This is a genomic window from Novosphingobium sp., assembly GCF_020852455.1.
Classification (GTDB): Bacteria; Pseudomonadota; Alphaproteobacteria; order Sphingomonadales; family Sphingomonadaceae; genus Novosphingobium.
Genome location: NZ_JADZAT010000028.1, coordinates 149,524 through 176,158 on the forward strand (window position 1 = coordinate 149,524; position 26,635 = coordinate 176,158).

27 protein-coding genes and 1 tRNA gene are annotated in these 26,635 nt (G+C 64.4%); 18 read left to right on the forward strand and 10 right to left on the reverse strand.

The window, feature by feature from the left end:
* Positions 1-169 precede the first annotated feature (169 nt).
* Both IT549_RS12635 and IT549_RS12640 read right to left on the reverse strand, forming a co-directional pair.
* A complete protein-coding gene (locus IT549_RS12635; RefSeq protein ID WP_292973710.1) occupies positions 170-412 on the reverse strand; it encodes a ribbon-helix-helix domain-containing protein in 243 nt (80 codons plus the stop codon).
* A 68-nt stretch (positions 413-480) separates the two neighbouring features.
* Positions 481-816 carry a GIY-YIG nuclease family protein gene (locus IT549_RS12640; RefSeq protein WP_292973712.1) on the reverse strand — a complete coding sequence of 112 codons (336 nt, stop codon included), beginning with the start codon at positions 814-816 and terminating at the stop codon, positions 481-483.
* Between the two features lie 80 nt (positions 817-896).
* Here IT549_RS12640 and IT549_RS12645 point away from each other — a divergent pair, with 80 nt between their 5' ends.
* From IT549_RS12645 to IT549_RS12655, 3 genes are all read left to right on the forward strand, one after another.
* On the forward strand, positions 897-1,478 hold the full coding sequence (locus IT549_RS12645; RefSeq protein ID WP_292973714.1) for a DUF2239 family protein: 582 nt from the start codon (positions 897-899) through the stop codon (positions 1,476-1,478).
* Positions 1,475-1,924 carry an ester cyclase gene (locus tag IT549_RS12650; protein ID WP_292973716.1) on the forward strand — a complete coding sequence of 150 codons (450 nt, stop codon included), beginning with the start codon at positions 1,475-1,477 and terminating at the stop codon, positions 1,922-1,924. Before IT549_RS12645 ends, IT549_RS12650 begins: the two co-directional genes overlap by 4 nt.
* A 67-nt stretch (positions 1,925-1,991) precedes the next feature.
* Positions 1,992-2,753, forward strand: a complete 762-nt coding sequence (locus tag IT549_RS12655; protein WP_292973718.1) for a DUF4019 domain-containing protein — start codon at positions 1,992-1,994, stop codon at positions 2,751-2,753.
* Positions 2,754-2,807: 54 nt separating this feature from the next.
* Here the strand turns inward: IT549_RS12655 and phbB are convergent, their stop codons facing one another.
* Together phbB and IT549_RS12665 are read right to left on the reverse strand one after the other, a co-directional pair.
* Complete coding sequence (phbB, locus tag IT549_RS12660; protein ID WP_292973720.1) at positions 2,808-3,530, reverse strand: acetoacetyl-CoA reductase; 723 nt, start codon at positions 3,528-3,530, stop codon at positions 2,808-2,810.
* A gap of 108 nt (positions 3,531-3,638) precedes the next feature.
* On the reverse strand, positions 3,639-4,394 hold the full coding sequence (locus tag IT549_RS12665) for a hypothetical protein (RefSeq protein ID WP_292973722.1): 756 nt from the start codon (positions 4,392-4,394) through the stop codon (positions 3,639-3,641).
* Between the two features lie 249 nt (positions 4,395-4,643).
* Here IT549_RS12665 and IT549_RS12670 point away from each other — a divergent pair, with 249 nt between their 5' ends.
* The 10 genes from IT549_RS12670 (at position 4,644) to IT549_RS12715 (ending at position 16,965) form a co-directional block, all read left to right on the forward strand.
* Entirely contained in the window at positions 4,644-5,111 is a 468-nt protein-coding gene (locus tag IT549_RS12670; protein ID WP_292973723.1) for a DUF3576 domain-containing protein, read from the forward strand.
* Positions 5,112-5,162: 51 nt separating this feature from the next.
* Positions 5,163-7,691, forward strand: a complete 2,529-nt coding sequence (gene leuS, locus IT549_RS12675) for a leucine--tRNA ligase (protein WP_292973724.1) — start codon at positions 5,163-5,165, stop codon at positions 7,689-7,691.
* Complete coding sequence (lptE, locus tag IT549_RS12680; protein ID WP_292973725.1) at positions 7,691-8,194, forward strand: LPS assembly lipoprotein LptE; 504 nt, start codon at positions 7,691-7,693, stop codon at positions 8,192-8,194. The genes leuS and lptE overlap by 1 nt, the downstream gene beginning before the upstream one ends.
* Positions 8,191-9,222 carry a DNA polymerase III subunit delta gene (gene holA, locus IT549_RS12685; protein WP_292973727.1) on the forward strand — a complete coding sequence of 344 codons (1,032 nt, stop codon included), beginning with the start codon at positions 8,191-8,193 and terminating at the stop codon, positions 9,220-9,222. The genes lptE and holA overlap by 4 nt, the downstream gene beginning before the upstream one ends.
* A 92-nt stretch (positions 9,223-9,314) precedes the next feature.
* The gene (locus IT549_RS12690; RefSeq protein WP_292973729.1) at positions 9,315-10,724 is read left to right on the forward strand and encodes a sugar transferase; all 1,410 of its coding nucleotides are present in this window, start codon (positions 9,315-9,317) and stop codon (positions 10,722-10,724) included.
* Positions 10,725-10,892: 168 nt separating this feature from the next.
* A complete protein-coding gene (locus tag IT549_RS12695) occupies positions 10,893-11,339 on the forward strand; it encodes a hypothetical protein (RefSeq protein WP_292973731.1) in 447 nt (148 codons plus the stop codon).
* Positions 11,340-11,501: 162 nt separating this feature from the next.
* Entirely contained in the window at positions 11,502-12,845 is a 1,344-nt protein-coding gene (locus IT549_RS12700; protein ID WP_292973733.1) for an O-antigen ligase family protein, read from the forward strand.
* Entirely contained in the window at positions 12,845-13,543 is a 699-nt protein-coding gene (locus tag IT549_RS12705) for a polysaccharide biosynthesis/export family protein (protein ID WP_292973735.1), read from the forward strand. The genes IT549_RS12700 and IT549_RS12705 overlap by 1 nt, the downstream gene beginning before the upstream one ends.
* Before the next feature lie 25 nt (positions 13,544-13,568).
* A complete protein-coding gene (locus IT549_RS12710) occupies positions 13,569-15,794 on the forward strand; it encodes a polysaccharide biosynthesis tyrosine autokinase (protein WP_292973737.1) in 2,226 nt (741 codons plus the stop codon).
* A gap of 1 nt (position 15,795) precedes the next feature.
* Positions 15,796-16,965, forward strand: a complete 1,170-nt coding sequence (locus IT549_RS12715; protein WP_292973739.1) for a hypothetical protein — start codon at positions 15,796-15,798, stop codon at positions 16,963-16,965.
* On the opposite strand, the gene IT549_RS12720 is transcribed toward IT549_RS12715, so the two are convergent.
* Positions 16,949-17,521 (reverse strand): putative colanic acid biosynthesis acetyltransferase, encoded by a 573-nt coding sequence (locus tag IT549_RS12720; RefSeq protein WP_292973741.1) that lies wholly within the window; start codon positions 17,519-17,521, stop codon positions 16,949-16,951. The genes IT549_RS12715 and IT549_RS12720 overlap by 17 nt on opposite strands.
* Complete coding sequence (locus tag IT549_RS12725; RefSeq protein ID WP_292973743.1) at positions 17,518-18,654, reverse strand: glycosyltransferase; 1,137 nt, start codon at positions 18,652-18,654, stop codon at positions 17,518-17,520. Before IT549_RS12725 ends, IT549_RS12720 begins: the two co-directional genes overlap by 4 nt.
* Positions 18,655-18,748: 94 nt before the next feature.
* Here IT549_RS12725 and IT549_RS12730 point away from each other — a divergent pair, with 94 nt between their 5' ends.
* A complete protein-coding gene (locus tag IT549_RS12730; RefSeq protein WP_292973745.1) occupies positions 18,749-19,465 on the forward strand; it encodes a class I SAM-dependent methyltransferase in 717 nt (238 codons plus the stop codon).
* 4 nt (positions 19,466-19,469) lie between these two features.
* On the opposite strand, the gene IT549_RS12735 is transcribed toward IT549_RS12730, so the two are convergent.
* From IT549_RS12735 to IT549_RS12750, 4 genes are read right to left on the reverse strand one after another with little or no spacing between them, the layout of a single operon-like run.
* Positions 19,470-20,153 carry an NnrU family protein gene (locus tag IT549_RS12735; protein WP_292973747.1) on the reverse strand — a complete coding sequence of 228 codons (684 nt, stop codon included), beginning with the start codon at positions 20,151-20,153 and terminating at the stop codon, positions 19,470-19,472.
* 25 nt (positions 20,154-20,178) lie between these two features.
* Positions 20,179-21,471, reverse strand: a complete 1,293-nt coding sequence (locus IT549_RS12740; RefSeq protein ID WP_292973749.1) for an amidohydrolase family protein — start codon at positions 21,469-21,471, stop codon at positions 20,179-20,181.
* Complete coding sequence (locus tag IT549_RS12745; RefSeq protein ID WP_292973751.1) at positions 21,468-22,886, reverse strand: amidohydrolase; 1,419 nt, start codon at positions 22,884-22,886, stop codon at positions 21,468-21,470. Before IT549_RS12745 ends, IT549_RS12740 begins: the two co-directional genes overlap by 4 nt.
* A 2-nt stretch (positions 22,887-22,888) precedes the next feature.
* Positions 22,889-24,718: a peptide MFS transporter gene (locus IT549_RS12750; protein WP_292973753.1), complete on the reverse strand. Its 1,830-nt coding sequence runs from the start codon at positions 24,716-24,718 to the stop codon at positions 22,889-22,891.
* A gap of 195 nt (positions 24,719-24,913) precedes the next feature.
* Here IT549_RS12750 and IT549_RS12755 point away from each other — a divergent pair, with 195 nt between their 5' ends.
* The 4 genes from IT549_RS12755 to IT549_RS12770 all read left to right on the forward strand — a co-directional run bounded on the left by IT549_RS12755 (position 24,914) and on the right by IT549_RS12770 (position 26,630).
* On the forward strand, positions 24,914-25,255 hold the full coding sequence (locus tag IT549_RS12755) for a GntR family transcriptional regulator (RefSeq protein ID WP_292973755.1): 342 nt from the start codon (positions 24,914-24,916) through the stop codon (positions 25,253-25,255).
* A 149-nt stretch (positions 25,256-25,404) separates the two neighbouring features.
* Positions 25,405-25,686: an integration host factor subunit beta gene (locus IT549_RS12760; protein WP_292973757.1), complete on the forward strand. Its 282-nt coding sequence runs from the start codon at positions 25,405-25,407 to the stop codon at positions 25,684-25,686.
* 95 nt (positions 25,687-25,781) lie between these two features.
* Positions 25,782-25,866 (forward strand) — tRNA-Leu (locus tag IT549_RS12765).
* Positions 25,867-25,964: 98 nt separating this feature from the next.
* The gene (locus IT549_RS12770; protein ID WP_292973759.1) at positions 25,965-26,630 is read left to right on the forward strand and encodes a PilZ domain-containing protein; all 666 of its coding nucleotides are present in this window, start codon (positions 25,965-25,967) and stop codon (positions 26,628-26,630) included.
* Positions 26,631-26,635: the final 5 nt, after the last annotated feature.

Below are 26,635 nucleotides of genomic sequence, written 5' to 3' on the forward strand. Positions count from 1 at the left end.
GCAACGTGCTGGCCCGCAGGTCTCGACCAAATCGCCAGTGATGACAAGCGAATTGTCGGTGCGGCGAATGGGCAAACTGCACCGGGTTATCACCGGGCAAGGTGATGACCTGGCCTGCAACGAACGCGCACTGGGCTGGTCAGTCAGAGGGCGATGCCAGGGCAAGCAGCTAGGACATTTGCCCGGCCAGCCACGCCACCAGCCAGACGCGCACCGCACCCGCAAGGCCCGGCGGCGTGGGCGCCTTGATCCGCTCGGCATCAATCCGCCCGACCAGCGCATTGATCGGCAGGGCTTCAGCTTGGGCCGCCTGCTTGAGCAGTTCCCAATACAGCGGCTCAAGGCTGATCGAGGTCTTGTGACCGGCGATCTCGATCGAGCGCTTGACCGGGGGGTGATAAGGCGTGGTCATGACGCAGGTCTATAGCCAGCCGAAGCCAAAAGGGACTCCTGATTTTACGGACAAAGCGTCGAACCGGTTCAGATGCGCTGCGCACCAAGTGCAGCGAGCCAGTGCGTCAGGCGCTCTTTCAGCATGCGGTCACGGGACATGGCGGCAACGTCGTCAGCCAGGCGCTCGACCACCTCGAACTCCATCGCCTGTTCCCCGTGGACATGCCAAGCAGACTGGAGCGAATGCACGGTGTGGCTGCCCATCCGCAGAGTGAACCAATGGCGGTTGCGGATCGTGGCCAGATTGGGGGCGCTGCCCGCCCAGACTTCACCCGTTGCCAGGCACCGCAGGGCATAGATGCCGCATTCCACCTTGCGTTCGCGATAGGCGGCAAGCGCCGCCTTGCGATCTGTCGTCTTCATTCGTCCTGTTCCTTCGCGGCCGTGAATCAAATTTATCCGGGTATATTGACATAGCATTTTTACCCGGATTAAAAAAGACCATGGTCGATTTTCTCACCCACCCCTGCACCGCCTTTGCCCAGTCCCGCATCCTGGCGCGCGGACCGCTGGTGGACGTTGCCCTGGCGATCAGAGAGGCCTGGCAGCAAGGCGGCGGCGCGGGCCTGACGGTTTTTGACGATGAAACCGGCAAGGTGATCGACCTCGACCTGCGCGGCAGCACGGCCGAGATTGTGCAACGCCTTAGCCAGCACCAGAGCAGCGAAGTCCGCGGGCGCGGTCGCCCCAAACTGGGGGTTGTGCCGCGCGAAGTGACTTTGCTGCCCCGCCAGTGGGAATGGCTTGCGGCCCAGCCCGGCGGTGCATCGCAGGCGCTGCGCCGACTGGTTGATGACGCACGCCGGGCCGATGGTGAGCATGGGTCCCAGCGCCTGGCCCGCGAACGCACCTATCGTTTCCTGAATGCCATGGCGGGCGACCTGCCGCGTTTCGAAGAAGCCTGCCGTGCGCTGTTTGCCGGCGATGACCAGCTATTTGCTGAGCGGATCGCCGGCTGGCCCGCCGACGTTGTTACCTATGCGCAGGGGCTTGGCGCCAGCGGCCAGGACGGAGCGCAAGAATGATCCAAATTGCAGCGCGAAAGCAACGCCTCACCGACTTTATCGAAGCGGTGTGGAACCAGGGAGATTCCGCTGCGGCTGGCAATTACGTCGCGGAGCAATACACGATCCATCACGATCCAGGCGATCCGTGGGAAGGCATGACACTCGATCTGGCTGGCTACCAGGATCGGGTCTGCAAGTCTCGCGCAGCATTTCCCGATCAACGATTCCAGATCCAGGGTCTGTTTGGCGATGGACACGAACTGGCGATGTCGTGGCTGTGGTCGGCAACCCATCAGGGCGACCTGCCTGGCTTCCCCGCAACCGGCCGCGAAATCCGGATGTCGGGTGCGACAGTCTACTTCTTCGACACCGGCGAACGCCTGACCGGCCACTGGCAAATCGCTGATCGACTTGGGGTTTATCAGCAACTCCAGAGCAATCTGATTTCGACCAGTCAGACCTGAAGCCTTGCAAGGCACCTACGAAAAATTCGGGGTGGCCCGTCCTTGTCCTGCCCCCTAAATCGGGGACATGGCCCAGGGACATCAGGCACTCACCGAAAAGGAAAAGCAGGCGCTGCGCCTGCTGGTGACCGGTTATGATGCCAAATCGATGGCGCGGCACCTGGGGCTTTCGGTCCACACGATCAACGAGCGGCTGCGCGATGCGCGGCGCAAGATGGCCACGTCATCCAGCCGCGAAGCCGCACGGCTGCTGCGCGAGGTTGAGGAACAGACCCCCGAATTGCTGGGGGACAAGCCAATCGGGGGTGCGCCTTCGCCGGGCCGGGACCAGACCGCGCTCCATTCCGGCCAGCGCCCCGGCATGGTGCCGCGGGCGGGCTGGATGATCGGAGGAGCAGTCATGACCATGGCAATGGCAATTCTGGCCGCTGTCGCGCTGACCGGCGGCGGCACGGGCGATCCGGGCGCGGCAAAGGCCAATGCGGTTGTCGCCGATGCATCGCAGCAACAGGCCGAGCAGGCCGCCAGGCAGTTCCTGGCGCTGGTCGATGCAGGCAACTGGCAAGCAAGCTACACTGCGACCGGCAGTCAGTTTCGCAAGAACAACACGCTGGAAGGGTGGACTGCCGCTGCGCGCGGCGCCCACGGCGCGCAGGGACCGGCAGTCTCGCGCGAGCTGATCACCGCCGATTTCGGCCCGGCCCCACCCAACGGGTTCTGGAACATCCGTTTCCGCACCCACTTTGCCGGCGGGCGCGATGCTGTCGAAACGCTGGCGATGGCTTACGAAGACGGCGCCTGGCGGGTGGTTGGGCTGATGCTCGACTGACCGGGCGGCGCGGGCAGCGGCGGATGGAGCTCCCTCCATCGCCGCTGTTCGCCATCAATACATGTGCTGGCCGCCATTAATGCTCATGGTCGAGCCGGTCATGAAGCCGCCGTTATCGCTGGTCAGGAAAGCCACGCCGCGGGCGATCTCCTCGGCCATGCCCAGCCGGCCGACCGGGATCTTGGCGATAATCTTTTCAAGCACCGGGGCAGGCACTGCAGCGACCATGTCGGTATCGATATAGCCCGGCGCAATCGCGTTGACGGTGACGCCGTATTTGGCCCCTTCCTGCGCCAGCGCCTTGGTGAAGCCGTGGATCCCCGATTTGGCAGCGGCATAGTTGACCTGCCCGTATTGCCCGGCCTGGCCGTTGATCGACCCGATGTTGACGATCCGCCCCCAGCCGCGCTCGCGCATGCCGGGGAAAGTCGCCTTGGCCATGTTGAAGCAACCACCCAGGTTGATCCGCATCACCTCGTTCCAGTCATCGAAGCTCATCTTGTGGAGCACGCCGTCGCGGGTCACCCCGGCGTTGTTGATGACGATGTCCACGGGTCCATATTCGGCGGCGATATCGTTGCAGTTGTGGATGCAGGCCTCATGGTCGCCCACGTCCCAGCGAATCGCCGGAATGCCGGTGGAGGCAGTGAAGGCCTTGGCCTTTTCCTCGTTACCGGCATAATTGGCGATCACCTGGTGCCCCTGACGTTGCAGGCGCTTGCAGATGGCTTCGCCAATGCCGCGGGTGCCGCCGGTTACGATCGCTACACGTGCCATGAAAATCCGCTCCTGTCCTTTGGGTTCGGGCCCAATATACCGTTACGGCATGCTTAACCGGCCCGCGCCCGCGCGCAAGCTGCCGCATACGTAAACTATCGGGATTTCCTAGAAGCGGAACTGGGTGCCGACGTAGACCGCTTGGCTGTCCTGGCGGCCATCGGTGATCGGGCGCAACCGGTCACGATCGGAAGTCACACGGACGCCTGCGGTAACATCAAGGTTGCGGGTGACCCGATAGGAACCGCCCAGATCGACCTGCTGGTCGCTCTGCTCGAAGGTGCGCGGGCTGCGCCCGGCCTTTTCGCGCTCATCCAGCGCGATCCGCGGGGCAAAGCGCGACGGATCGGGGGCTACACCCGCCTTCGGCTTGTAGTTGGCCAGATCGGGCATCTCCATCTGGCGAAAGCCCTGCTGCGGAGCGCTGTTCTGGGCGAAGCTGCGATAGCCGCGGGTTGCACCCAGGCTGTAGGCGGTGGGCGCGATTGGCAGTGCGGTTGGTGTGCCGGCATCGCTCGGCGCATTGCGACGGATCGCCAGCGAAGGCAGGTTGGCATTGACCCGCACCGCCAGGGTCACCACCGAGGAATCCACCCGGCTGGGCGTGGCCGCCGGGGTAAAGCGGAACATCTTGCCCTTGGAAAGCGCCCTGACCGTGATCGAGCGCGACAGCCGCGGATCAACTTCGGCGGGAACGAAAGCACCACTGACCGAACTGGCGGCCAGCGATTCGTCGGCGGCCTCGAATCCACCGGCATAGGCCAGAACCGCGCTCGGCAACGCCAGCAGGCTGACCGCGCCGCACAGCAGCATCGCCGCCGTGCTGGCGCCGCCCTTGCTGCGTTCTGTTGCCGACTGGCTCATGCCTGCAGGTTTCCTTGGACTCACCAGATGGACTATCGCGCCAAAAGCCCGATCTTCCAAGCCCGGAATGCGTCAGCCGGGCTGAATTTGCGGTTAACCGGAGCAGGGCGCGTGCTATTCAGGCCGGGTTCACCGCCTGGCCCGGTTATAGCGCGCCAAAGCGGGCTTGCCGCCGGTGCCGCCTCGGCTATAGAGGCAGCGCGCCCAGCAAGCAGGCTGGCAACGAAGCGAACAGGAACCGATACGGCAATGACTGGCAGCACTCTCACCCGCCCGAGCACTCTTGGCCTGATCGGCCGCGTCGGGCTGATTGCGATCGCGACGGTGGCTTTGTCGGCCTGTGGTGGCCGGGGCCGTCCCAAGGCCGATCTTGCCGCTTCGAAGATCACCACCATCGGGGTGAACAGCTATCTCTGGCGCGCCAGCCTCGAAGCGCTGAGCTTCATGCCGCTGCTGCAGACCGACAGCAACGGCGGGGTGATCGTGACCGACTGGTACGCCAACCCCAACAATCCGAACGAGCGGATGAAGGTATCGGTCGCGATCCTCGACCAGGATCTGCGCGCCGATGCACTGCGCGTCGCCGCCAGCCGCCAGGTGATGCAGGACGGCGTCTGGGCCGAAGCGCCTGTCCAGGCCGCCACGGTGCAGAAGCTGGAAGACGTGATCCTGACCCGCGCCCGTGACCTGCGCCGCCAGGCTTCGGCTGCGAAGTAATTGGTGTAACTGCCCCTCGACAAGCCGCGTCGAGCGGCTAGAGGGACTGCCATGACTAGCGAGCGTTTTGAACCATCCAGCGCCGATCCGCGCTGGCAGGCCGCCTGGGATGCGGCGCAGACTTTCCGTGCCGATGATGCAAGCGCCAAGCCGCGCTCCTACGTGCTGGAGATGTTTCCCTACCCCTCGGGGCGGATCCACATCGGCCACGTCCGCAACTACACGATGGGTGACGTGCTCGCGCGCTACAAGCGGATGCAGGGCTTCGAAGTGCTGCACCCGATGGGCTGGGACGCCTTCGGCATGCCGGCCGAGAATGCCGCGATGGAAAAGGGCGTTCACCCCGGCGGCTGGACCCGCGACAACATCGCCAACATGAAGGCCCAGCTCAAGCGGCTGGGCTTCGCGCTCGACTGGAGCCGCGAACTGGCGACTTGCGAGCCCGACTATTACGGCCACGAACAGGCGCTGTTCCTCGATATGTACGCGGCTGGACTGGTCTATCGCAAAGAATCGGCGGTCAACTGGGACCCGGTCGACATGACCGTGTTGGCCAACGAACAGGTGATCGACGGGCGCGGCTGGCGCTCTGGCGCGCTGGTCGAAAAGCGCAAGCTCAACCAGTGGTTCCTGAAGATCACCCAGTTCGCCGACGAGCTGCTCGACGGCCTGGGCGAGCTCAAGAACTGGCCCGAAAAGGTCAAGCTGATGCAGGAAAACTGGATCGGCAAGAGCCAGGGCCTGCAGTTCAGGTTCTGGAACGCCGATCGCAGCACCGAAGTGGAAGTGTTCACCACCCGGCCCGATACGATCTTCGGCGCCAGCTTCGTGGCGATTGCCGCCGACCATCCGATCGCCCAGGGCCTGGCCGCGAACGATCCGGTGGTGGCCCAGTTCATCGAGCTGTGCCGCAAGGGCGGGACCACCGCAGCCGAGATCGAAACACAGGAAAAGCTAGGCCACGATACCGGGATCCGGCTGAAGCACCCGTTTGACGATACGATCGAGCTGCCGCTCTACATCGCCAATTTCGTGCTGATGGATTACGGCACCGGCGCGGTCTTCGGCTGCCCGGCGCACGATCAGCGCGACATCGACTTTGCCCGCAAATATGGCCTGCCAGTAACCCGTGTGGTCGCCGATGGCGACAAGACCGACCCGGTGTTCGAAGGTGGCGAAGCCTATACCGGGCCGGGGGCGCTGGTGAATTCGCGGTTCCTCGACGGGCTCGATGTCGAAGCTGCCAAGGGCGAGGTGATCAGCCGCGCCGAACAAGGCCAGTGGGGTCACGGCACCACCGTCTGGCGGCTGCGCGACTGGGGCATTTCGCGTCAGCGCTATTGGGGCACGCCAATCCCGTTCATCCACTGCGCCGATTGCGGCGTGGTGCCGGTGCCCAAGGACCAGCTGCCGGTTGTGCTGCCCGAGGATGTCGATTTCCAGACCCCGGGCAACCCGCTGCTGCGTCACCCCAGCTGGAAGCACGTCGATTGCCCCAAGTGTGGCGGCAAGGCCGAACGCGAAACCGACACGCTTGATACCTTCGCGGATTCGAGCTGGTATTTCCTGCGCTTCGCCAGCCAGCCGGGCGACAAGCCGTTCGATCCCGAAGTGATCAAGCAGTGGCTGCCGGTGGAACAGTACATCGGCGGTATCGAGCATGCGATCCTGCACCTGCTCTATGCCCGCTTCTGGACCCGCGCGCTCAATCATATCGGCATGATCGACGTGAAAGAGCCCTTCGCCAGCCTGTTCACACAGGGGATGGTGACCCACGAAACCTATTCGCGGATCGACCCCGCCAATGGCGCGCCGGTCTATTTCAGCCCGCAGGAAGTTGAACGGCTGGGCGAAGGCGCCACGCTCAGGGCCGATGGCCAGCCGGTTGAGGTCGGCCGGGTGATCAAGATGTCGAAGTCGAAGAAGAATGTTGTCGATCCCGACGATATCATTGCGACTTACGGCGCCGACGCGGTGCGCTGGTTCATGCTCAGCGACAGCCCGCCCGAACGCGACCTGCCCTGGTCGGAAGCAGGGATCGAAGGCTGCGCGCGGTTCGTCCAGCGCCTGTGGCGCCTGTTTGGCCAGTACGATGCCGCCGCCACCGGTGACGACAAGGCGCTCGACCGCAAGCGCGACCAGACCATCGCGGCAGTCGCGCAGGACATCGAAGGGCTGGGCTTCAACAAGGCGGTGGCCCGGATCTATGAACTGACCAATGCGACCGAAAAGGCCGCGCCATCTGCCAGCCGCTCAGCCGCGATCCGCGCGGTGCTGCTGCTGGTCGCGCCGATGATGCCGCATCTTGCCGAGCAGGCCTGGTCGGCAATCGGCCAAGGCATGATCGCCAACGCCCCCTGGCCCACCTACGATCCCGCCTTGCTGATCGAGGATGAAGTGACCGTGGCGATCCAGGTGCTGGGCAAGCTGCGTGATACGGTGACCGTGGCCAAGGGCCTGCCCCGCGAAGAGCTTGAAGCGCTTGCCCTGGCAAGCGAGAAGGTCCAGCGTGCGCTTGATGGCAAGGCAGTCAAGAAAGTGATCGTGGTGCCCGACCGGTTGGTAAACCTGGTGGCGTGATGAAACGGCTGGCGCTCGCCCTGGCCCTGTCGCTGCCGCTCGCTGCCTGCGGGCTGACGCCGATGTACGGCGGCGGCGCGGGTGGCACGGTGGCGCAGGGGCTGTCTTCGGTCGATGTTTCACCGATCGAGGGCAAGTCCGGCTGGCTGGTGCGCAATGCCCTGACCGACCGGCTTGGTGCCGGCGGCCAGAGCGCCAAGCGCTATCGGCTCGACGTTCGGCTCGACGACAAGCTCGAGGGGCTGGGGCTGCTATCGGACGATACCGTGGCGCGCGAACGCCGGACCCTGCGCGCGCGCTATCAGCTGGTCGATCTGGAAAGCGGGCAGATCGTGCTTGATGAAACCGTCGGTTCCGACGCCGGGATCGACGTGACCAGCAGCGAATATGCCACGATCGCCGCCGAGCAGGCGGCGCTGGAAAACCTGGCCAAGGAAGTGGCCGACCGGATCGTGACGCGCGTCGCGCTGAAGCTGCGCAGCGGCCCAGCGCCCGCGCCGTGAAGGCAACCCAGAAGGACTTCAAGGCCCAGGCCGCCCGTGCCGCACGCGAAGCCCGGGTGTTCTTCTTCTGCGGCCCGGATGAGGCCGGCGCCCACGATGCCGCGCATCACATTCTGGGCCTGCTGCCGGATCCCGGCGAACGGGTCGAATTTGCGGGCGGCGACCTTAAACGGGATCCGGTGCGGCTGGGCGACGAGGCGCGATCGAGTTCGCTGTTCGGCGACACCCGCCACATCTGGATCCGCGCCAGCGGCGATGATGCGCACGATGCGCTGCAGAACCTGATCGCAGACGATACCCCGGGCTGGCCGGTGCTGGTGGTGGCCAGCGGAGCGACCGACAAGTCACGCACCGCCAAACTGCTGGCGGGCCGGCCCGATGCGCTGGTGGCGATGTTCTATCCGCCCGACCTGCGCAGCGTGACCGGCGCGGTGCGCGACATGGCCGATGCCGCCGGGGTGCGGCTGGCGGGTGATCTGGCCGAACGGATCGCCAAGGCGGCCGCGCTCGACACCCGGCTGGCCCAGTCCGAAGTGACCAAGCTGGCGCTCTACCTTGATGCCAGCCCGCAGGCGCCGCGCCAGGCCGATGCCGCCACGCTTGAGGCGATCGGTGCACGGACCGAGGATGATGGCTTCATGTCGCTGGTCAACGTCGTTCTGGCGGGCGAAAGCGGCAAGCTGGCCGCCGAACTGCACCGGATGCGCGAACTGGGGCTCAACCCGGTTGGCCTGCTGCTGGCCTTCGAACGTCGCGCCACCCAGCTGGCGCAGCTGGCGGCGCGGATGGGCCCGCGCGGCAATGTCCGCGAATTCATCGAGGCCGAGACCAATGCCAAGCGCGTGTTCTGGAAGGACCAGCGCGATCTGATCCAGCAATTGTCGATCTGGCGCGGGCGCAAGCTGGCACGGCTGGTTGACCGGCTCATCGAACTGCACCGGCTGCTGCTGGCCAACAGCCAGAATGCCGAACTTTTGCTGGCGCAGCAACTTGCTGAAATCACCCGATTCGCTGCTCCGCGCAGCTAAGGCACGATGGGAGGCGGCTTGCCCGCAGCTACGTTCTCCGCCATGGACGCGCCACGAAAGATCGAGCAGTCGATCCGAACGGGTTGCAACCGATGAACGAAATTTCCGTCAGCAGCGCCGATCGAGCCGCTGAAGCCGCGCCCGCGCAGGGCGAAGCGTTCGTCCCGGCCCAGCCGCTCGAACGGCGGCGGCTTCAGGCCTATCTGACCCAGATGCTGGGCGACATCCTGGCGATTTTTGCCGGTTTCGGGCTTTCGGGCTATCTCTATCTTGGTCGCCATGGGCTGGAACAGGCGGGCCTGCTGGCGCAATTGCTGCTGCCGGTATTTCTGACGGTTGCATTATACAACGGGGCCTATTCGCTTTCGACTTTGCGGTCGGCCCGAACCGGGACCTTGCGGGCGCTGGGCGCATTGGCGATCTCGGCTACCGCAGTGGTGTTCATCACCTTCTACACCAAATCCAGCGCGGAATTCTCGCGCGTGTTGTTCACCGCCGGCGTGATGATGGCCGGCCTCGCCTTGATCTGGACCCGCCTGCAATTGCGCGCTTTCGTACGTTGGCGGTGTGGCGACAGGCTGATCAACGAACTGCTGATCGACGATGGCGGCCCGGCGGTTGATCTGCCGGGCGTGCCGTGCATCGATGCTCGGGCGATGGCGCTGGTTCCCGCCCTGGACAATCCGGCCGAACTTAACCGGATTGGTGCCGTACTGCATGCGATCGATCGGGTGGTGGTAACCTGCCCGCCCGAACGTCGCGCGGCCTGGGCGCGACTTCTGAAAGGCGCAAGCATCGATGGTGAAGTGATCGATCCCACGGTGGCCGAACTGGGCGCGCATGGCGCGCGCGCGGTTGGCGGTCAGGGTTTCCTGCGGGTATCAATTGGCCCGCTGGGGCTGCGCGCGCGGGCAGCCAAGCGGTTGTTCGACCTGACCCTGGCAGGTGGCGGCCTGCTGGTGCTGTCACCTCTGCTGCTGATCGTCGCGATCGCAATTCTGGTGGAGGATGGCAGTCCGATCCTGTTCCTCCAGCGCCGCGTCGGGCGCAGCAACCGGTTCTTCAACATGTACAAGTTCCGCTCGATGCGCGCGGCCCACAGCGACGGCCTGGGCGAACAATCGACAAGCCGCGATGATGATCGAGTCACCCGGGTCGGACGGTTCATCCGGCGCACCAGCATTGATGAGCTGCCCCAGCTGATCAACGTTCTGAAGGGCGAGATGTCGATGGTTGGCCCGCGTCCCCATGCTCTGGGCTCGCAAGCCGGCGAGAAGCTGTTCTGGGAAGTTGACGACCGCTATTGGGAACGCCACGCACTCAAGCCCGGACTGACCGGGTTGGCGCAGATCCGCGGCCTGCGCGGTGCGACCGAGCGTGAAGAAGACCTTGCAGAGCGCCTGGAATCGGATCTCGAGTATCTCGATGGCTGGTCATTATGGCGGGACTTGCGAATCGTGCTTGGGACGATCCGGGTACTGGCCCATGATCGGGCGTTCTAGCCAGAACTGGCTAAGGCATTGTTTTTTCAACTTTTGATCGCCTGTTCACGTGAGGTTTATCTTTGTAGCAAGCCCCTGAAATCGTATGTTTTTGAGACGAAACGAGGTGGACTTGGTAATAAGTGCTGTGTTATAAGCCTCTGCAAATATCCCTAGGAGTATTCCGTAGTGACTTCGCAGTTCCTTGCTGCTGCAGCTTCTGTAGCCCTGGTCGGTGCCGGTTTTGCCGGTGTCGGCACTCGCTCGATCGAAGCCATGCCTGCTCTGCAGTCCTCTTTCGCCGATGGTGCGGACGGCGGCGCGGAAAATCGCTGCCGGGTCGATGTGATCCGCACGGGGACACCCGGCGTTGCCGATATTGCCCGCCAGGTGCTCGACAACGGCAAGTGCGTCTGCATCGTAACGACCGGCGCTGCCAGCAACAACGGTTCGGCCGAAGACGTCGTCACCGCCCTGCTGCGTGATCGGACCTGCGAAAGCGCACCGCTGATTGGCAAGGCTGTTGCTGAAACCGCGACCGCTGGTGGCGGGTCGGGCTATGTGGTCCCGCTGCTGCTGGGCGTCGTTGGCGCTGCCGGCCTTGGGGTTGCCCTGGGCGGTTCCAGCCACGGCTGAACTCTGGCCGTTCCTGGCCATCAATTCCGATTGCCTGAAAGTTCGCTGGGCGGATAAGGTCTGACCGAATCCGCCGGCCGGATTCGCATATCCATCGCTTGGGGATTTAGGGGGGGGGGGATCCTGCCAGGTCGTTCGAACCATTCGAGCTTGCTCGACACGATGCGGGCCAATGGTTGGCTGGCGGCAGCGCTGCTTGGCGCGGCGCTGGTGCTGGGTGGTGGCGGCTCGCCCGCGCCGCTGCCCGAACTGATTCTCAGCCTGCTGGCCGCGCTGGCTGCCCTGGCCTGGTTGACCTTGCCAGGCAGCCGTAACGACTGGCAGCGTGTCCCCAAAGGCGCCTGGTGGATCGCCGGTTTGATCGTGGCCCTGCCCCTGGTGCAACTTGTCCCGCTGCCGCCATTCGTCTGGCAAGCGCTGCCCGGTCGCGAGGTGCAGCGCGAAGCATTGGCGCTGATCGATCTTGACGAGACCTGGCGGCCGCTGGCGCTCGCCCCGCAGCGGACGCTGGCCGCGCTGCTCTCGCTGCTGCCGCCGTTGCTGCTGCTGGTGATGACTGCCTGTCTGCCCAGCGCTTACCGCATGCGCCTGGTCATGGTCACGCTGACGGTAGCTTTGGTCGCACTGCTGCTGGGCGCGTTACAGCTGACCGCCGGCGAGACCAGCCCCGTCCATCTGTACGACGAAACCCGCCCGGTGATCACCGGGTTTCAGGCCAACCGCAATTCGACCGCCGACTTCCTGCTGGTCGCCATGCTCGCCGTACCGCTGCTGGTGCGCCGTCTGGTTGCGCGGCACATGATCCCGAACCGGGCCGTGATCGTGCTGTGCCTGGCCGGCGGCGGGCTGGCACTGTTCGCACTGGGGGTGGTGCTGACCGCCTCGCGCACCGGGATGGCACTGCTGCCGATACCCTTGGCGGTCAGCCTGTGGCTGCTGCGTGACTGGCTGGCCTGGACCCGGCGTCACCTGCTGCTAGCGCTGGCCGCCGTGGCCGCGTCCGCAGTCCTGGGCCTGGTGCTGGTGCGCAGCAATCCAACCCTGATGGCGGTGGCCGAGCGATTCGACTTCACCAACGAATTGCGCCCGCAATTGTGGCGCGATGCCGCCTTCGTAGCGCGCAAGTACTTCCCCTTCGGGGTCGGTATGGGCGATTTCACCCCCGCGCTGATCGCCGACGAGCAACTGGAAGCGGTGCGTCCGTTCCTGCCCAACCGGGCGCACAACGACTATCTCGAGCTGCTGATCGAAGCAGGAATCGCCGGAATCGCGGTGTTGGGGGCCTGCAGCTGGATCGTGCTGCGCGCGGCAAGGCAGGCGCTGCGTGATCCGGCCCGCATTGGCGAGGGGTTGGCGTGGTTCGCGATCTCCGGACTGGCCGTTTTCGCGCTCCATTCGATGGTTGATTATCCCTTACGATCCATGGCAATGGCCTGCCTTGGCGCGGTCTGCGCAGGACTGCTGATGGCGCCGCGCGTCGCACCCGATCCAGGAGAAGTCGAATAATGGTCAAGCCTCGGCATGCGAGCCTTGTTGCTGCTGCAGTCGTGGCCCTCGCGCTGGGGGGCTGCGCCGAAAAGGCCGCCGATTCACTGCCTGCCGGACCGGCGGCCTATGCGGTGTTTCCCAATTCTGAAGCCTGGCCCGATGAAGACACCCTGCGGGCCGGCGATCACCTTTCGATCCGCGTGCTGGGCGAACCGGAACTGACCTCGGACGCCTATGTGGTGGATTCGAGCGGCAACATCCAGGTTCCGCTGGCCGGACAGGTTCCCGCAGCCGGGCGTAACGCGGCCCAGCTGCGCGACGATCTGGTCCAGCGACTGGGCGCGCGCTTCATTCGCGACCCGCAGGTGGCAGTGATCGTGACCGAGCGTCGCCGCACCACCTTCACCGTCGAAGGCGATGTGCGCGAACCCGGCGTGTTCGAAGCCCTGCCCAACACCACGCTGCTGACCGCGATCGCTCAGGCCAAGAGCCCGACCGATACCGCGCGGCTTGACGAAGTGATGATCTTCCGCGTGGTCAACGACCAGCGGATGGGCGCCCGCTTCAATCTTGACGATATTCGCAAGGGCCGCGCCGCCGATCCGCAGCTGCTGGCCGGCGATACCGTGGTGGTCGGTCGGTCGAGCCTGAAATCGGCTTGGAAGCAATTCCTCCAGGCCGCGCCGGCCTTCAATCTGTTCTACATTTTCCGGTAAAGCCGCGGATCCAAGGAAAGCCATCTTGTCCAGCAATCTTCCCGCAGTCGATCCGCATCATTTCGGCCACGCGCATCTCGACGCGGCCGACGAGGTCGAGCACTTCGGCACAACCCGGTCTGCCTTCGACTTCCGCTATGTGGCGGCCGCAATCCGCGCCAACATGTGGCTGATCGCGGCGATCGTAGCAGCGGCCCTGGCGATCGCGCTGGTCACCACCATGCTCCAGACCAAGCGCTATGCCGCCAGTTCAACGATCCAAATCAATGATACCAGCGGACGCATCCTGAGCTCGAAGGACGATGCCGGCCAGGATCCGGAAACGGCGACCTATGATATCGACCGCTTCCTCAAGACCCAGACCGATATCATCCAGAGCCGCGGGCTGGCCTTGCGCGTTGCGCAAAAGCTGAACCTGATCGGCAATCCGGATCTCTATGCCGCGCAGGGTCTGCCGGCCCCACCGGCAGGCGCATCGCCCGAAGCGCTGCGCGATCACGCGGTCGGGCTGCTGGCCGGCAACCTGACCGTCAAGCTGCCGCGCGATTCGCGCATCGTCACGCTGCGTTATGAGTCGAACGATCCAAGCTTTTCTGCGCGGATCGCCAACGGCTATGCCGCCGAATTCATCCAGGCCAACCTGCAACGCAAGTTCGACAGTTCGGCCTATGCCCGCAACTTCCTGGGCGAACAGCTGGCCGAAGCCAAGATCAAGCTTGAGGCATCTGAACGTGCGGTCAATTCCTATGCCCGCGAGGCTGGAATCATCCGCACCGGCAACGGCGAGATTGACAGCACCGGCGGCAAGACGTCGGTCGATCGCGGCACTTCGGTCACCACCTCCAGCCTGTCGCAGCTCAACACCGCCGCGAATGAAGCAACCGCCCGCCGGATCGAGGCCGAAGGCCGGTGGCGCGCGGTTTCCAGTGGACCGCTGCTCAGCTCGACGATGGTCCTCCAGAACCCTACGATCGTCACCCTCCTGTCCGACAAGGCCCGGGTCGAAGCGGACCTCAATCAGGATCGTGCCCGGCACCTTGCCGACTATCCTTCGATCAAGGCCCGCGAAGCCCAGCTGTCCTCGATCAACCAGCAGCTGAACCAGGTGGCCAATTCGGTGCGCAATTCGGTGCGCAACGAATATCAGTCTGCGCTGGGCACCGAACGCGCGCTGCAGGCACAGGTCAACCGCCTGAAGGGCGAGACCATGGCCGAACAGGATCGATCGGTGCAGTACAATCTGCTGGCCCGCGAAGCTGATACCAACCGCCAGCTCTACGAAGGTCTGCTCGAACGCTACAAGACGCTGAACGCGATCGCGGGCGTCAGCCTGTCGAACATCTCGATCATCGACAACGCCGAAGTGCCCAAGGGCCCGTCCTCGCCCAATCTGTTCAAGAACCTGCTGGTCGGCCTGATCATCGGTCTGGGCCTGGCTGCAATGGTGGTGTTCTTCAAGGACCAGTTCGACGACGCGATCCGCGTGCCCGAGGATATCGAGGCCAAGCTGACCCTGCCGCTGCTGGGCGTGGTCCCGCAAAGCCAGAGTGGCGAGCCGCAGGATGCCCTGCTCGATCCCAAGTCGCCGATTTCGGAAGCCTACAACTCGCTGCGCGGGTCGCTGCTCTATTCGACGCCGGATGGACTGCCGCAGATCATGCTGGTTACCAGCGCGCAGGCATCGGAAGGCAAGACCACCAGCAGCCACGCGATCGCTTCGGGTTTTGCCCGGATGGGCAAGCGGGTGCTGCTGGTCGATGCCGACTTGCGTCGTCCTTCGCTGCACAAGCGGCTTGAGCTGTCGAACGACAAGGGTCTTTCGACCCTGCTGACCTCGCACGATCCGCTGGCCGGAGTGGTGCTGAAATCGAACCAGGATTACCTGAGCCTGCTGGTGGCCGGCCCGATCCCGCCCAGCCCGACCGAGCTGCTGTCAACCGCACGGATCGAGGAGATCCTGCAGGAAGCCGCCAGCCAGTTCGATATCGTGGTGGTCGATAGCCCGCCAATCCTGGGCCTGGCCGATGCGCCGCTGATGGCCGCGCTGGTTGACGGGGTGGTCTTCGTGGTTGAGGCTGATCGCAGCCGCCGCGGCTCGCTCAAGGCCGCGCTGCGCCGCTTGCGCGCCATGCGTCCGATCCTGCTGGGCGCGGTGCTGACCAAATTCGATCCGCTCAAGGCCGGCAACCGCTATTCCGAATACTACGGCTACGATTACTACCAGTACGAAAGCGAAGCGGAGAAGCGCTGACATGGCACGGCGGATCGCCCTGGCTCTTGGTTGCCTTGGCTATGCCGCACTGGCGCTGGGCAGCGGACTAGATCGGATCAGCGCCCAGCAGCCAGCCCTGGCCTCCAGGGTGCCGGCGCTGTTTGCATCCGAAGCGCTGCGGGTTCGGGGCGGCCAGGCGCTGACCGCCGGCGATGCCAAGGCAGCGCTTGCGCTGGGCAAGGCAGCGATCGCTGACAGCCCGACCGACCCGCAAAGCGCAGCCATGCTGGGTGCTGGACGGCTCGCCAGCGGCGAACGCGGCGGCGCCGACCTGGCCTTTCGCGTTGCCGGCAAGCTTGGCTGGCGCGTGCCGATAACGCAAAGCTACTGGATGGCGCGCGCGCTGGAGGCGAACGATTATCGCATCGCGGCGATGCGGCTGGATGCCTTGCTGCGCCAGCAGCCTGATCTGCACCGCCAGCGGTCCCTGCTGGATCCGATGGAGCGTAACCCGGCCGGGCGCACGGCCCTGGTCGAACGCATGGCCGCTGCCCCGGTCTGGCTGGATGCCTATGCCGGAGACGTAGCCAGTTTGCCCGTCGATGCCATGTTGCAGCGCGTACCCGTGCTGATCGAAGCGGCTGACCGGCGGCTGGTCTTGGGCTGTAGTGCGATTGCACCGGGGGCGAACCGGCTGGCGGTGCTGGGCCAGTTCAGCGAGGGTGCGGCCCTGTGGCGGGCCCATTGCCCGGTTGCCGGCCAGGGTTTGGTGGGCGACGGGCAGTTCATGCTGGCAACGCTGGGTGAAAGGCCCAGCGCCTTTGCCTGGGAACTGCAAGGCAACAACGAACTGGCGCTGGGATTCGAAGTGTCGCCCAGCGGTCCGGGCAAACGCCTGACAGTTCATGGCACCCCCGCGCGGACCCGACTGGTGGCAACCCAGTTGCTGACGCTGGCGCCGGGCCGCTATCTGCTGAGCTGGCGGTCGGGCAACAGCCAGGATTTGCCGAGTGATGCGGTGGTCGCCAGCCTGACGTGTCGCGGTATCGAACCGGTCTGGCTAACCCCCACACTCGATCGCGGAACCGGCCTGTGGCAGGCGGAGGCAAACGTCGCAGCCGGGTGTGGTGCGCAGATCCTGGGATTTGGAGTGACCCCGGCAGCGGGCGAGGTTTGGCTTGAAGGCGTCGAACTCAAGCTGCAGCGCTGAGCTGGCGATCCTTCACATATTGCGCTGGATTGCCGGCATAGACTGAATCCGCGCGCGCATCGTCGAACAGCGCCCCACGCGCGCCCAGCACCGCGCGATCGTGCATGGTCACCCCGGGGCCGACAAAGGCTTCAGCCGCAACCCAGCATTGCTCGCCAATCGTCACCGGACGCAGCACCAACTGAAACAGCGGATCGCGCACATCATGCGTGCTGGCGCAGATATGTGCGCGCTGTGAAATCACGCTGCGCGCGCCGATCGCAATCCGGCCCTGGTTGTAGAGCCTGACTCCGGGCCCGATCAGCGCCTGGTCGCCCAGCTCAAGGTTGGCCGGCAACCAGATCGAAACACTGGCATGAACCCGCGCACCCCGCCCGACCTTCGCCCCAAAGGCCCTGAGCACAAGCCGCCGCCAGGAATGGAACGGCGGCGGGGTAAAGCGGCACAACATCAGCCACGCCGCCATCCACACCACCCGGGCCAGCCGGTTGCCCAGCGAAAAGCTGGCACCGCCCTCCAGCGGGCGGCTTTTGCGGGCATCAAGCGGTGCGGTCATTGTCCCCTCCCCAGGTCGATTGCGCGCAGGTATGCCGTGCTCCATTTCGCAGCAATCGCTTCCGCAGAGAAGGACCCCCGGGCCAGTTCCCGCGCTGCCGTGGCCATGGCCGCCCATTCGCGTTCATCCATGGCCAGCGCGCGCTGCAGCGCCGGAGCGATCGTTTCCGCCAGATAGCCGCATTCGACCGCCGCGCCTGCGGCCAGCCCTTCGGGCAGGTTGCATTCGGCCGTCAGCACCGCCGGGGCGCCGGCGGCCCAGCCTTCAAGCACGGCCATCGGCAAACCTTCGCTGTGCGATGGCAAGACGGTAAAGCGTGCGCCATCAAGCAGCGCCTGTTTGGCCGCGCCATAGACCGGGCCAACGAATTCGACCGATGGCCCCGCCGCGCTGACGCTTCGCTTGAGATCGGCGACATCGGCATCCTCGCCCCAGCCCGCCAGAGTCAGCCGGGCAGCACCGGGCCGCTCGATCTGGCGCCACGCCTCGACCAGTGCCAGCAGGTTCTTCTTGGGATGGATGCGGCCGATATAGACCAGGTGCGGCGGACGGATTGCAGGGGACGCACTGCTGACCGCAGGTCCGGCATTGGCGATCACCACGCTGTCGGCGCGCCCGGTCTCATCCGTGATATCCCGCGCCTCGCGGTCGGTCAGCGCGTGAAGGAAGCTGGCCCGCCGCCAACTGGTGCGTTCATAGCCGGCCCGGGCCAGCGCCTTCTTCCACCGGCCCCGGGCGGTGATCCAGGGATCGAGCATCCCGTGCGGCGAAATCACATAGCCACTCCCGGTCTGCCCAGCCCAGCGGCTGGCCGCCAGCGAAGGGTACATCCAGATCCCGTGCAAGTGCAGACAATCGAGCTGCGCGGCCAGCAGTGCCGGCAACAGGCCCGGGGCATAGCCGATCTGGCCCGGGCCGGTGACCGGGAAGACCCGAACCGGAACCTCGCCAAAGCGGCCTGCATCTTCGGCGCTGTGGGCATCTTCCAGCGCGAACACCATGGCTTCGCCGCCCTGGGCCTTGATCAGCCGGGCCTGCGCCAAGACGGCTTCGAACACCCCGCCGCCCAGGCGCGAGGCCCAGGCCGAAACCAGTCCGATCCGCCGACCGGCAAGCGGCGCATCGCTATCCATGGCAGAGCTGAAATCTCATCGGACTGTGCCCTACACAGCCCCGCCACGAAGGTCCATTGGCTGCGCGGGCTTGCTGCGCTAAGGGCCTCAAATCATGGCAAGCGAACCGGTCCAGCCCGACGATCCCGCGCGGATTTTCTACGAACGCAGTTTTGCTGCACAGCTTGAGCGTGATGGCGGTGTTGCCTCGCTCAGCCGGGCGGCACTGGAGGCTGGCAATCACCGCTATTCGGCGGTCTATGAATACCTGCGCGACAATCCCGGCAAACATGCGCTGGAGATGGGCTATGGTGGCAACGGAGTAGTCGAGAACCTGGCTCCGGGTTGCAGCCGTTATGAAATCGTCGACATTGTCGATCGCCTTGCCCGCGAAGGGCGGCCGGATAATCTTGCGATCCATGTGGCCAACCTCGACCACCGCTTTCCGTTCGAGGATGCGCGGTTCGATGTGGTGATCGCGATGATGGTGATCGAACATCTCTATGATCCGTTCCACGCCTTTGCCGAAGTGGCGCGGGTGGCACGGCCAGGGGCGCGGCTATTCGTCAATCTGCCCAATGTCGGCTCGATCCGCTGCCGGATTGACCTGTTGCGCGGCAAGCTTCCCGTCACTTCGGCCGCCAACTGGTTCGAGCAGCGCGAATGGGATGGCGGGCATCTGCACTATTTCACTGTCGATACAGTGCGGCGGCTTGCCGAAGCCAGCGGGCTGAAACTGCTGGAAGTGCGTGCGGTGGGCGCCATGCCCGCGCTGAAGCGGTTGCGCCCGTCACTGCTCTGCCACGAAATTACCTACGTGCTGGAGAAATAGACCCTTACAGCCACCGCCAGGGTCCAGCCGGAATTCCAGTCAGCCAGAGATGCAACCAGGTGGCGGAAAGCCACAATGCAATCCCGCCCAGCCAGGCACCAGCACCAGCGCCGAGCAGTGCGGCAGGCCGGGGCAGGAAGGTGGTGTGCCGTTCCCAGGTGTCCCAGGCCGGTCCCATCAGGTGTGACTTCTTCCGGTCTTGCAGGAAGGAGCCGACCAGCGCGAGAAAGCCGATCGCCAGACCCAGGATCAGCACGCGCGGAGTTGGGCTGACCAGAATATGCGCGACGCTCCACAGCGCCATCGACCACATCATCGGGTGGCGGGTCACCCTGAACACGCCCTTCGGGCGGTGGCGGGCCTGTTCGGCGGCATCAGGCCGCGGCATGGCCGGGTTGCCCTTGAACGAGCCGGCCAGCAGCACCGATGCGGCCAGCATCACCAGGCTGGCCAATGCCCAGGCTGCTTCGCCGCTGCCATCCCACAGATTGTGCTCGGCCATTGGCAGGCCCCGAAAGGCCAGCGCCATCCAGGCAAAGCTGGCAAGGGCCACCAGCGAGTAGAGCCCCGAGAATCCGCCCGCCCCCAGTCGCTTGACCAGCCCCGCCCGCAGCGGATGCGACAGCGCGAAATGGGTGCCGACGAAGGTCAGCGTCGCGGCGACCAGGCTTGCATATTCCTCGTTCATGCTCCCCCCTGTTGGCTGGATCTCGCTACCAGTCGTAGGCCTTGGGCAGGCTCCCTTCGGTCGGCGTCTGGTAACGGTCGCGAAGGCGCGTCTGGTGATTGTCGAGGGGCTGTTCAATGCCATCGATGTACACCTTGACCACCCCTGAAGTGAGCTCCAGCGGATCGCCATCCCAGATCACCACGTCTCCGGCCCGGCCCGGGCGCAGACTGCCAAACCGCTCGCCCATGCCCATCGCCTCAGCCGGACCTGAGCTGATCGCGGCAAAGGCCTGCCCCCAGCTGAGCCCACTGGCGCCGGGCACCCTCGTCAGGGCTACAAGGTTCCCGGCATACTGCGGGGCATAGCGCGGCTGATCGAAGAACGCGCCCAGCGAAACCCGAACCCCGGCCGCCTTCATCCGTCCGACATTTGACTGGGTCGAACCCAGCTGCTCGAAGCTGTCAGGCAAGTCATTGAGCGGGGTTGCCAGCACCGGAACGCCGGAACGGGCGAGCTCTCCGGCCACCAGCCAGCCCTCGGTCGCACCGACTATGACCAACCGCAGCGCCGGATATTCCTGGCGCAAGCCCAGCACCATGCGGATATCAGCCGCTCGCTCGACATGCACGTAAAGCGGCTGCCGACCCGTCACCACCGGGACCAGCGCCTGCGCATCGCGGCGGGTCAGCAGCACATCGTCGCGCCGCGCACCGGCCGGGGCGAGCGAAATTTCCTTCGCTTCACCCAGGGCGTTGTGCAGTTCGGCATAAGTCGCAACCCGGCTGCCCCCGGCGCGGCTGGCACCGGTTTCACCCAGTTCGACATACTGGAAGGCCCGCGGCACAGTTACGGCTTGCGGATCAGCACCAAGGTCGATCACCGCGCCCTGCCCGCCAAAGATCGTGTTGGTGCCAATCGGCGCCACCGCTGCCCGGGTAACCCCGCCCGCCCGGCTGACCTTGATCGGCTGGGCATCTGGATTGATCGCAGTGGACAGATCGAGCGAGGCGCTGAACGGCGACTTGCCGGCAGCGCTGTCATTGCTGTCATCAACCGCGCCGACATCGACCAGACCCAGGTCGGTGACGGCCACGACCAGGCCCGGGGTAACCCATTTGCCCTGGGCGTCGATCGCCTTGACGCCGGCCGGCACAGCAACGCCAGCTCCCGCGGCCACCACCTTGCCGGCGCGCACCAGAACCGTGCCGTTTGCAATCGGATCGCTGCCGTCACCGATCACGACTCTGGCGTTGGTAATCGCCACATCCTGCGCCTGCGTAGCTGTTGCCGCCAGGACTACCGTAAGTGCAACAGCAGAGAGGAGTGCGCGCTTCATTTCACGTCTCCTTCGCCCGGTTGGCCAAGTTCGAAATCGCTGACCGGGCGGCGTTTGCGATCGCTGGAATCGAACAGCAGCGCCCCATCGACCCAGACCTTTTCCGGCCGCGAATAGACCGATAGCGGATTGCCGTTCCAAAGCACCATGTCACCGGCCTTGCCCGCTTCGAGGCTGCCGGTCAGCTTGTCGACGCCGATCGCCTTGGCGGGGTTGAGCGTCAGCCAGCGGATCACTTCGGCATCAGCGATATCGATCCCGATCCGCCGCGCATCGCCCTGAGCCTTGGCAGCTTCCTGGGGCAGACGCTGGATACCGTTGGCATCGTCCGAATGGATTACCACGCAGGCCCCGGCCTTGAAGAGCAGCCCGGCATTCTCGGGGATCGCGTCATAGGCTTCCATCTTGAACCCCCCCCAATCGGCCCAGACCGCGCTGCAGGTATCAGCCTGCTTGAGCAGATCGCCGATCTTGTAGGATTCGACCCCATGATGGAATGTCGAGACCCGATAGCCGAACTCCTTGGCCATATCGAGCACCAGCGCCATTTCATCGGCCCGGTAGCAGTGGTTTTGAACCAGGATCGTCCCGTCGAGCACACCGGCAAGCGTTTCCATCTTGAGGTCGCGGCTTTCCAGCTTGCCCTCGTCGCGCTTGCGGCGATACTCGGTCGCCTTGATCCAGGTTTCGCGATTGACCGCAAAATTGCCCATCCGGGTGCTGGGCGCACGGCCCTTGCTGCCATAGACGCGCTTGGGGTTTTCGCCGCAAGCCATCTTCAGGCTGTAAGGCGCGGCGGGGAACTTCATCCCCTGCACCGTGCGACTGGGCACATTCTTCAGCACCACTCCGCGCCCGCCCATCAGGTTGCCCGAACCGGGCAGGACCAGCAGCGCGGTTACCCCGCCGTTGGCCATGGCCCGTGAGAAACCCGCATCCTGCGGCCAGACCGAATGTTCGGCCCAGACATTGGGAGTGGCCGGATCGGTCATTTCATTGCCGTCCGAATGCGCATCAACGCCCGGGCTGGGATAGTCGCCCAGGTGGCTATGGGCATCGATGATCCCCGGCGTCACGAACTTGCCGGTACCATCGATCCGCACCGCATCGGCCGGCACGTCGAGTTCGGCCAGGCTGCCGCCGATCCCGGCAACCTTACCATCCTTGAGCAGCACCACGCCCTTGTCAAAGCGCTTGCCGGTGCCATCGAACACCGTTGCGCCGACAATCACCGTCGCCCGCCCCGGATAGGGCTTGTAAGTCGAAGGATAGGGATCCTTGTTGAAATCCCGCGCAGCCTTCACCGCCGCGCTGGGTTCCTTCTTGTCCTTGTCCTGATCCTTGGCCGCCAAGGCCCCGGTACCGGGAAGCACCAGGGCCAAGGCGGTCGCGACAAGTATCCCGGCCTTGCGCATGCCTATTTCACTCCGTGCATCAGTTTCTTGAGCGGGATCGCCAGCACCATCAGCAGCGCCCCGATCCCCACCGAGACCCAGCCGATCGTAGTGAACACGCCGACATAGGTATCGAGGCTGACCTTGAGATTGGTGACCTGGCCGCCAACGGTTTCGACACTGGCGAACTGGGCAACCACGCCCGCGACATATTGCGCGACCGAGATCGACAGGAACCAGACCCCCATCATCAGCCCGACGATACGTGCAATCGACAGCTTGGTGATCATCGACAGGCCGACCGGTGAAATCAGCAACTCGGCCATCGAGTGGATCAGATAGAGCCCGGCCAGCCACCACAGCCCGACCTGGAACTGGCCATCGGCGAATTGAGCTCCGAAAACCAGAAACAGGAAACCCGCGCCAACGCCCATTAGCGCTACCGCGAACTTCATCGGAATAGTCGGCTCAAGCCCGCGGTTGGAAAGTCGGATCCACAACGCCGAAAAGACCGGGGCCAGCAGCACGATGAACAGTGCGTTGAAGATCTGGGTTTGTGCGGCGTTGATTTCGAACAGCCCGAAAACCGACAGGTTTGTGTTGCGTTCGGCAAAGAGCGTCAACGACGAGCCTGCCTGTTCGAACAAGGTCCAGAACACGGTGTTGAACGTGATCAGCACCATGGCCGCCAGCATCATCTGGAACTCCTGCTTGCTGCCGTTCTTCCAGGCCCAGAACAGGATCGCGGGAACCGCCACCAGGAATGTGCCGAACATCATCTTGCCCATGATCGGCAGGCCCATGAAATAGCCCACCAGGCCCGCACCGGCTTCGGGACGGACATAGCCCATCAGGTTCGAGAACAGCAGCCAGACCACCGGGGCCATGGCCAGCGCACCGACATAGATCAGCAGGTCCTTGTTGGCCGGGGCATCGGCCGGGCGATTGCCAACGCTGTCAAGCGCGCCGCCATCGAACTGGATCAGCGCCCATGACAGGAACATGCCGGCCGAAGCGAGCAGGAAGCCGGCCCACCAACCGATCCCTTCCCACGAGCCCATGCCCAGTGCGAGCAGCGGGCAGAGGAACTGCGAGAACAACGAACCCAGGTTGATCCCCATGTAGAAGATCGTGAAGCCCGCATCGCGGCGCCCGTCGCCGGGAGCATAGAGCGAACCAACCATGGTCGAGATGTTGGGCTTGAAGAAGCCATTGCCAATGGTCACCAGCGCGAGGCCGGTTAGCAACAGGAACACTGTGGTAGGTGAACGCTCACCATCCGACTTGAACTGGCCGTCGGCAATCTTGCGGACTTCCTTGCCGCCGGCATCGAGCAATGAGACGGTCTTGTCGTCGTTGCCTTTAATCAGCAGCTTCTGGCCAGCATCCACCACGAATTGCTGGCGGGCGTCGCCCTTGCCTTCGATAGCCACTTCATAGCGCTGGCCTTCGATCATGGCGAACGGCTTAGCCGGATCGCCCTGATAGCTGAGGATCAGATAGCCGATCGCCATGACGATCGCCCCGAATTTCACCGCCCGCTTTGAACCAAGATAGCGGTCGGCCAGCAGTCCGCCAATCAGCGGAGTAAGGTAAACCAGAGCTGTGAAGCCACCATAGACACCTGTGGTGGTGGTATCGCTGAACAGGAAATGCTGCGCCAAGTACAACGTCAGCAACGCGCGCATTCCGTAGTAGCCGAACCGCTCCCACATTTCCGTGCTGAACAACCGGGCCAGCTGGCGCGGATGGCCGAACCATTCCCCGCCACCAGAGGGGCCGGGATGAATCGTAGTTACATCTACAGGAACGGCGCCGGGTTCGGCTGCCGCATCATCAATTGGATTGGTCATGGTGCCGCAAAAGCTCCCCTCGTTGTCTTCATGGCACTCGCCGACCAAATCGGTCGGCGCTGGATCGGAGGAGATTAGCGGCCTTTTCGGCCCTGCAAAGCGCAAAAGTTGCGCGGGCTTGAAATGCCCTTGCGAATAGCGGGCCTCTGCCTGTTTCCGCTTGCCTGCAACGCTGTATTATGGCACTGATGCACCATGCCTGAGAACAAGCCCGTATACCTCAAATTGCGCGACATCATTGCCGCAGCGATTATCGATGGAACTTATGGCGAAGGCGGGATGCTACCCTCGGTTCGGGCCTTTGCCGCCGAACAGGGCGCCAATCCGCTGACCGTGGCCAAGGCCTACCAGCAATTCCAGCTGGACGGCCTGGTTGAGGTGCAGCGCGGCGTGGGCATGTTCGTGGCGCGCGGTGCGGCAATGAAACTGCGCCAGAGCGAGCGTGAGGCGTTCCTCTCGCGCGAGTGGCCGCTGATTGCGCGGCGCATCGAGCGGTTGGGGATCACGCCAGCCGACCTGCTCGCCGAGAAATTGTAATTTTTTACCATATTCTATGATTGCGTAGCGCCAAGGGTTTTGGCACTATCGTTTTGTGCAGTGCTGCTTGCTCCGGGTCGGAAGCTGTGCCGCGCTTTTTCCCAATCGAGGTACGGGTTGCCGCAGGGCAGCCCGCTGAAAGGCGTGAAATGATCCGTTCCGAACTGCTGCAGGCATTGGCCCAGGAAAATCCCGGGCTGCGCATGGAAGAAATCGAGAAGATCGTCGGAACCTTCTTCGACGAAATCGCGGCGCGCCTGGCCACAGGCGGCCGGGTTGAACTGCGCGGCTTTGGTGCCTTCTCCACGCGTGAGCGTGATGCCCGCAAGGGCCGCAACCCGCGCACCGGCGAAGCCGTAAGCGTGCCGGGCAAGAAGGTGCCCTATTTCAAGCCTGGCAAGGAAATGCGCGCGCGCCTGAATGCGGATTGAAATTGATCGGGGGCAGGCGTTTCCGCAAGACTCGCAATTTTGAAGGCGCGAGACTATTCGCAGCCCGGCATGGCGCAAATTGCGCCAGCACCGGAGCGGACGTGGCGGAATGGTAGACGCCGGGGACTTAAAATCCCCTGAGCCTTGCTCGTGTGGGTTCGAGTCCCACCGTCCGCACCACGAATATTCCCCTAGTCACCGATAAGGGCCGCCTTCGCCAAGAGCGGCTAGCACGGGTGCCAGCGCTGGCGGCAGGTTCCGACCGCGCGGAGGACCCCATGGCAGCCAGGCGCCGCAAGAATGACAGTTCCACCGAACGGCCGCCGGATCAGCGGACGGGCCAGCGCTATACCCTGCTGCTGCGCGCGGCGAAGCTGGTTACCGGTCAAGGCGAATACCTGTGCCTGGTCCGCGACGTCTCCGATCGCGGATTGAAGGTCCGGTTGTTTCACGACCTCGCAATTGAGAGCCAGTGCGAAATTGAGTTGGGCAGCGGTGAACGGCTCAGCCTGGAATGCGTCTGGCAGCGCGACTTGCAGGCAGGCTTCAGGTTTGCCGGAGGGCCGCGCGATGTTCAGAAACTGATCGACGAAGCCGGGCCGTTCCCCAAGCGCCATCTGCGGTTAAGGCTCAACCCGCCGCTGGTCTTGATGCTGGTGTCGGGCGGCCTCGCCACCCCAGGGCGATTGTGCGACATTTCGCAGCACGGTGCCGCAATCGCGCTTGACCGGTCGCTGCCTCTGGGCGCCCAGGCCCGGATCGAAGCGCCCGCGCTGCCACTTTTGCATGCCCGGGTCCGCTGGCGCCGTGGCGGCCTGCACGGCCTGGTCTTTCAGGAGGGCTTCCGGCTTGACGAACTGGCCCAGCTGACCCGCCAGTTGCAGCAACCATCAGCTGAGCCAGCGAAAATGCCTGATTCACGCCGCGCGTTAACCATCGATTAGGCATT

What these genes read in the sequence shown, in the direction of transcription:
- IT549_RS12760 (WP_292973757.1), top strand. Translation starts at nt 25,405, where the DNA reads ATGATCCGTTCCGAACTGCTGCAGGCATTGGCCCAGGAAAATCCCGGG.
- IT549_RS12650 (WP_292973716.1), top strand. Translation starts at nt 1,475, where the DNA reads ATGATCCAAATTGCAGCGCGAAAGCAACGCCTCACCGACTTTATCGAA.
- IT549_RS12740 (WP_292973749.1), bottom strand. Translation starts at nt 21,471, where the DNA reads ATGAAGCGCGCACTCCTCTCTGCTGTTGCACTTACGGTAGTCCTGGCG.
- IT549_RS12670 (WP_292973723.1), top strand. Translation starts at nt 4,644, where the DNA reads ATGACTGGCAGCACTCTCACCCGCCCGAGCACTCTTGGCCTGATCGGC.
- IT549_RS12665 (WP_292973722.1), bottom strand. Translation starts at nt 4,394, where the DNA reads ATGAGCCAGTCGGCAACAGAACGCAGCAAGGGCGGCGCCAGCACGGCG.
- IT549_RS12705 (WP_292973735.1), top strand. Translation starts at nt 12,845, where the DNA reads ATGGTCAAGCCTCGGCATGCGAGCCTTGTTGCTGCTGCAGTCGTGGCC.
- IT549_RS12730 (WP_292973745.1), top strand. Translation starts at nt 18,749, where the DNA reads ATGGCAAGCGAACCGGTCCAGCCCGACGATCCCGCGCGGATTTTCTAC.
- IT549_RS12640 (WP_292973712.1), bottom strand. Translation starts at nt 816, where the DNA reads ATGAAGACGACAGATCGCAAGGCGGCGCTTGCCGCCTATCGCGAACGC.
- IT549_RS12655 (WP_292973718.1), top strand. Translation starts at nt 1,992, where the DNA reads ATGGCCCAGGGACATCAGGCACTCACCGAAAAGGAAAAGCAGGCGCTG.
- IT549_RS12745 (WP_292973751.1), bottom strand. Translation starts at nt 22,886, where the DNA reads ATGCGCAAGGCCGGGATACTTGTCGCGACCGCCTTGGCCCTGGTGCTT.
- IT549_RS12690 (WP_292973729.1), top strand. Translation starts at nt 9,315, where the DNA reads ATGAACGAAATTTCCGTCAGCAGCGCCGATCGAGCCGCTGAAGCCGCG.
- IT549_RS12770 (WP_292973759.1), top strand. Translation starts at nt 25,965, where the DNA reads ATGGCAGCCAGGCGCCGCAAGAATGACAGTTCCACCGAACGGCCGCCG.
- IT549_RS12700 (WP_292973733.1), top strand. Translation starts at nt 11,502, where the DNA reads ATGCGGGCCAATGGTTGGCTGGCGGCAGCGCTGCTTGGCGCGGCGCTG.
- IT549_RS12755 (WP_292973755.1), top strand. Translation starts at nt 24,914, where the DNA reads ATGCCTGAGAACAAGCCCGTATACCTCAAATTGCGCGACATCATTGCC.
- IT549_RS12735 (WP_292973747.1), bottom strand. Translation starts at nt 20,153, where the DNA reads ATGAACGAGGAATATGCAAGCCTGGTCGCCGCGACGCTGACCTTCGTC.
- IT549_RS12750 (WP_292973753.1), bottom strand. Translation starts at nt 24,718, where the DNA reads ATGACCAATCCAATTGATGATGCGGCAGCCGAACCCGGCGCCGTTCCT.
- IT549_RS12635 (WP_292973710.1), bottom strand. Translation starts at nt 412, where the DNA reads ATGACCACGCCTTATCACCCCCCGGTCAAGCGCTCGATCGAGATCGCC.
- IT549_RS12645 (WP_292973714.1), top strand. Translation starts at nt 897, where the DNA reads ATGGTCGATTTTCTCACCCACCCCTGCACCGCCTTTGCCCAGTCCCGC.
- leuS (WP_292973724.1), top strand. Translation starts at nt 5,163, where the DNA reads ATGACTAGCGAGCGTTTTGAACCATCCAGCGCCGATCCGCGCTGGCAG.
- lptE (WP_292973725.1), top strand. Translation starts at nt 7,691, where the DNA reads ATGAAACGGCTGGCGCTCGCCCTGGCCCTGTCGCTGCCGCTCGCTGCC.
- IT549_RS12725 (WP_292973743.1), bottom strand. Translation starts at nt 18,654, where the DNA reads ATGGATAGCGATGCGCCGCTTGCCGGTCGGCGGATCGGACTGGTTTCG.
- IT549_RS12715 (WP_292973739.1), top strand. Translation starts at nt 15,796, where the DNA reads ATGGCACGGCGGATCGCCCTGGCTCTTGGTTGCCTTGGCTATGCCGCA.
- phbB (WP_292973720.1), bottom strand. Translation starts at nt 3,530, where the DNA reads ATGGCACGTGTAGCGATCGTAACCGGCGGCACCCGCGGCATTGGCGAA.
- IT549_RS12720 (WP_292973741.1), bottom strand. Translation starts at nt 17,521, where the DNA reads ATGACCGCACCGCTTGATGCCCGCAAAAGCCGCCCGCTGGAGGGCGGT.